Source organism: Stenotrophomonas sp. UBA7606 (assembly GCF_002477705.1).
Taxonomy (GTDB): domain Bacteria; phylum Pseudomonadota; class Gammaproteobacteria; order Xanthomonadales; family Xanthomonadaceae; genus Stenotrophomonas.
Genome location: NZ_DLJW01000098.1, coordinates 1 through 4,754 on the forward strand (window position 1 = coordinate 1; position 4,754 = coordinate 4,754).

4 protein-coding genes and 1 tRNA gene are annotated in these 4,754 nt (G+C 61.9%); all 5 read left to right on the plus strand.

All coding sequences use genetic code 11. The features are described 5' to 3' along the window. The coding region (locus B2527_RS12235; protein ID WP_293713898.1) for an ATP-dependent Clp protease proteolytic subunit at positions 1 to 123 on the plus strand (123 nt) is incomplete at its 5' end. A gap of 127 nt (positions 124 to 250) precedes the next feature. Continuing rightward, positions 251 to 1,540 carry an ATP-dependent Clp protease ATP-binding subunit ClpX gene (gene clpX, locus B2527_RS12240; protein ID WP_293713893.1) on the plus strand — a complete coding sequence of 430 codons (1,290 nt, stop codon included), beginning with the start codon at positions 251 to 253 and terminating at the stop codon, positions 1,538 to 1,540. 141 nt (positions 1,541 to 1,681) lie between these two features. Beyond that, on the plus strand, positions 1,682 to 4,138 hold the full coding sequence (gene lon / locus B2527_RS12245) for an endopeptidase La (RefSeq protein WP_293713895.1): 2,457 nt from the start codon (positions 1,682 to 1,684) through the stop codon (positions 4,136 to 4,138). Positions 4,139 to 4,343: 205 nt separating this feature from the next. Further along, a complete protein-coding gene (locus tag B2527_RS12250) occupies positions 4,344 to 4,616 on the plus strand; it encodes an HU family DNA-binding protein (protein WP_293713896.1) in 273 nt (90 codons plus the stop codon). 12 nt (positions 4,617 to 4,628) lie between these two features. Continuing rightward, a tRNA-Val gene (locus B2527_RS12255) sits at positions 4,629 to 4,703 on the plus strand. The last annotated feature ends 51 nt before the right edge of the window (positions 4,704 to 4,754 follow it).

Consider the following 4,754-nt stretch of genomic DNA (forward strand, 5'->3'; position numbering starts at 1 on the left):
CTGGAGACCATCGCGCGCGATACCGAGCGCGATAACTTCAAGAGCGCGGCCGATGCGATGGCCTATGGCCTGGTCGATCAGGTGCTGGAACGCCGTCCGGACGAGTCGATCCAGCCGGCCTGAGTCTGCAAGTGGCCGAAAATACGGCGTTTTTCGCAGGGTCGGAACTGGACTGGCGTCCATCCGGCCCTGTGCTATTCTCGAATTTGAACCCCCTGTTCAGAGGGGGAAGCAACTGGGTAAGCGAAGCATGAGCGAAGACCGGCAAGGTCGTTCCGGGGACAGCAGCGGCAAGATTCTGTACTGCTCGTTCTGCGGCAAGAGTCAGCACGAAGTTCGTAAGCTGATCGCGGGCCCGAGCGTGTTCATCTGTGATGAATGCGTGGAGCTGTGCAACGACATCATCCGTGAGGAACTTGAGGAAAAGGCGCAGTCGGCACGCAGTTCGCTGCCCAAGCCGCGCGAGATCCTCGAGGTCCTGGACCAGTACGTGATTGGCCAGAACCGCGCCAAGCGCACGCTGGCGGTGGCGGTGTACAACCACTACAAGCGCATCGAGAGCCGTCAGAAGAGCGACGACGTCGAGCTGTCCAAGTCCAATATCCTGCTGGTCGGCCCGACCGGCTCGGGCAAGACGTTGCTGGCCGAAACGCTGGCGCGCCTGCTCAACGTGCCGTTCACCATGGCCGATGCAACCACGCTGACCGAAGCCGGTTACGTGGGCGAGGACGTGGAGAACATCATCCAGAAGCTGCTGCAGAAGTGCGACTACGACGTCGAGAAGGCGCAGCAGGGCATCGTCTACATCGATGAAATCGACAAGATCTCGCGCAAGAGCGAGAACCCGTCGATCACCCGTGACGTGTCCGGCGAAGGCGTGCAGCAGGCCCTGCTGAAGCTGATCGAAGGCACGGTTGCCAGCGTCCCGCCGCAGGGCGGTCGCAAGCATCCGCAGCAGGAGTTCCTGCAGGTCGACACCAAGAACATCCTGTTCATCTGCGGCGGCGCGTTTGCCGGCTTGGACAAGGTGATCCAGGCGCGTTCCTCGGACAGCAGCAGCATCGGCTTCGGTGCCAAGGTGAAGAGTTCCGAGCGTAAGCAGGAAATGGGCAAGGTGCTGGCCGAAGTGGAGCCGGAAGACCTGATCAAGTTCGGTCTCATCCCGGAGTTCGTCGGCCGCCTGCCGGTGGTCGCGACCCTTGAAGAGCTGGACGAGCCGGCCCTGGTCAAGATCCTGACCGAGCCCAAGAACGCCATCACCAAGCAGTTCAAGAAGCTGTTCGAGATGGAGAACGTGGAGCTGGAGTTCCGCCCGGACGCCTTGTCGGCCATCGCCAAGAAGGCGCTCAAGCGCAAGACCGGCGCCCGTGGCCTGCGTACCATCGTCGAATCGGTGCTGCTGGACACCATGTACGACCTGCCATCGCAGGAAAACGTCAGCAAGGTGGTGGTGGACGAATCGGTCATCGAGAACAAATCCGAACCGTATATCGTCTACCAGACGCCGCCTGAACCGGCCAAGGCCGCCTCTGGCGACTGAACCGGGTGAGGGGCAGGGTGAACGGGGTACTGCCCATTCATCCGCCCGCGCAGCAAGGCTCTTGCAACACTCCGCCGATGGCCCCATAACGGGGCCATCGGCTTTTTTATTCAGCCTCCACCGAATTCCACGGAGCCCCCCATGGCCCAGTCCAAACTCGAAGTTCTCGACCTGCCGGTCCTGCCACTGCGTGACGTGGTGGTGTTCCCGCACATGGTCATTCCCCTGTTCGTGGGCCGTGACAAGTCCATGCAGGCGCTGGAGCGTGCCATGGAGGCGGACAAGCGCATCCTGCTGCTGGCGCAGAAATCCGCCGAAACCGATGATCCGGCCGCCGCCGACCTGTACACCGTTGGCACCCTGGCGCAGGTACTGCAGCTGCTGAAGCTGCCCGACGGCACCATCAAGGTGCTGGTCGAAGGCCTGTCGCGCGTGGCTGTGGACAAGGTTTATGAGCAGGACGGTGCCCTGCAGGGCCACGGCGTGGAGATTGAATCGGACGAGTCGCGCGAGCCGCGCGAGATCGAGGCCATCGCGCGCTCGCTGATGTCGCTGTTCGAACAGTACGTCAAGACCAACCGCAAGCTGCCGCCGGAGCTGTTGCAGACCCTGGCCGGCATCGAGGAACCCGCGCGTCTGGCCGACACCATCGCTGCGCATATCGGCGTGCGCCTGGCCGACAAGCAGAAGCTGCTGGAAACCCTGCAGATCGGCGACCGTCTGGAAATGCTGGTCGGTCTGGTCGACGGCGAAATCGATGTGCAGCAGCTGGAAAAGCGCATCCGCGGTCGCGTCAAATCGCAGATGGAAAAGAGCCAGCGCGAGTACTACCTCAACGAGCAGATGAAGGCCATCCAGAAAGAGCTGGGTGACCTGGATGAAGCGCCCGGCGAGATGGAGGAACTGGCGCGCAAGATTGCCGAAGCCGGCATGCCCAAGCCGGTGGAAACCAAGGCCAAAAACGAGCTCAACAAGCTCAAGCAGATGTCGCCGATGTCGGCCGAAGCCGCGGTGGTGCGCAACTACCTGGAGTGGCTGCTGGGCGTGCCGTGGAAGAAGCGCACCAAGGTCCGCAAGGACCTGAAGGTCGCCCAGGACACGCTGGACGCCGACCATTACGGTCTGGACAAGGTCAAGGATCGCATCCTTGAATACCTTGCCGTGCAGTCGCGGGTGAAGCAGATGAAGGGCCCGATCCTGTGCCTGGTCGGTCCGCCGGGCGTGGGCAAGACCTCGCTGGGTCAGTCCATTGCCAAGGCCACCAACCGCAAGTTCGTGCGCATGAGCCTGGGCGGTGTGCGTGACGAGGCCGAGATCCGTGGCCATCGCCGCACCTATGTCGGCTCGATGCCGGGCCGCATCGTGCAGAACCTCAACAAGGTCGGCAGCAAGAATCCGCTGTTCGTGCTCGATGAGATCGACAAGATGTCGATGGATTTCCGCGGCGACCCGTCCTCGGCCCTGCTCGAAGTGCTGGACCCGGAGCAGAACAACGCCTTCAACGATCATTACCTCGAGGTCGACCTGGACCTGAGCGAAGTGATGTTCGTGGCTACCTCCAACTCCTTGAACATTCCCGGCCCGTTGCTGGACCGCATGGAAGTGATCCGCATCCCGGGTTACACCGAGGACGAGAAGCTCAACATCGCCACCCGCTACCTGGTGCCCAAGCAGCTCAAGGCCAATGGCCTGAAGGTGGAGGAACTGGCCATCGAGGAAGACGCCATCCGTGGCATCGTGCGCTATTACACGCGCGAATCCGGCGTGCGTAACCTTGAGCGCGAAATCGCCAAGATCTGCCGCAAGGTGGTCAAGGAAATCGCGCTGGCAGGCCCGCAGCCGGTCAAGAAGGCGGCCAAGAAGACCGCGAAGAAGCCCAAGGCGCTGGTGGTGGTCGATGCCGCCAACCTGGACAAGTACCTGGGTGTGCGGCGCTTCGACTTCGGCCGTGCCGAGGAAGAGAACGAGATCGGCCTGGTCACAGGCCTGGCCTGGACCGAAGTCGGCGGCGACCTGCTGCAGATCGAGTCGACGCTGATCCCGGGCAAGGGTGCGGTGACGCTGACCGGCCAGCTGGGCAATGTCATGAAGGAATCGGCGACGGCAGCCTTGTCGGTGGTGCGTGCACGTGCCGAGTCGCTGGGTATCGACGTGGATTTCCTGCAGAAGCACGACGTGCACCTGCACGTGCCCGACGGTGCCACGCCGAAGGACGGCCCCAGCGCCGGCATCGCGATGGTGACCTCGCTGGTGTCCACGCTGACCAAGGTGCCGGTCAAGGCCGAAGTGGCAATGACCGGCGAGATCACCCTGCGCGGCCGTGTCACCGCCATCGGTGGTTTGAAGGAAAAGCTGCTGGCCGCGCTGCGCGGTGGCATCCGTACCGTCATCATTCCCGAGGAGAACCGCAAGGACCTGGCCGACATCCCGGCCAACGTCACCCGCGACCTGACGATAGTGCCGGTGAAGTGGATCGATGAAGTGCTGGATATCGCGCTGGCTACGCCGCTGGCACCGAAGAAGGCAGGCAAGAATGCGCAACGCGTCGCAGTTCGCGGCAAGTCGAAGGCAGCTCCGGCGGCGCGCGTCAAGCATTGAAATGTGAACGCCAAACCCCTCGAAACCCGCGTCATTACTGGCTTTTCAGCTTGCGCGGGTAGGGGGGCGCTGGTATAAAAGTGCCACTCACGCATCGGCTTATTTTGATGGCGTGTTTGCAGGATCTTCCGGCAGCTGGCGTCTTGGGGCGTACGGTTGCCACCCAAATAATTCCGCGGATTTGCCGCAAAGGGAGTTTTACAGAATGAACAAGACCGAATTGATTGATGGCGTTGCCGCTGCTGCTGACCTGTCCAAGGCCGAAGCTGGCCGTGCAGTTGACGCTGTCATCGCCGAGATCACCAAGGCCCTGAAGAAGGGTGATGCCGTGACTCTGGTGGGCTTCGGTACGTTCCAGGTTCGTGCACGCGCTGAGCGCACCGGCCGCAATCCGAAGACCGGCGAAGAGATCAAGATCGCCGCTGCAAAAAATCCTGCCTTCAAGGCTGGTAAAGCTCTGAAGGACGCTGTAAACTAAGCGGCTCAGCTAGGGTGCTTAGCTCAGCGGTAGAGCGTCTCCCTTACACGGAGAGGGTCGGGGGTTCGAAACCCTCAGCACCCACCAGTTAAGCGCCAAAGCAGTACAGATTTGAAAGTGTGGAGCGGTAGTTCAGCT

Excerpts from the sequence above, each read along its gene's own strand:
- clpX (WP_293713893.1), top strand. The coding sequence starts at position 251 with ATGAGCGAAGACCGGCAAGGTCGTTCCGGGGACAGCAGCGGCAAGATT.
- lon (WP_293713895.1), top strand. The coding sequence starts at position 1,682 with ATGGCCCAGTCCAAACTCGAAGTTCTCGACCTGCCGGTCCTGCCACTG.
- B2527_RS12250 (WP_293713896.1), top strand. The coding sequence starts at position 4,344 with ATGAACAAGACCGAATTGATTGATGGCGTTGCCGCTGCTGCTGACCTG.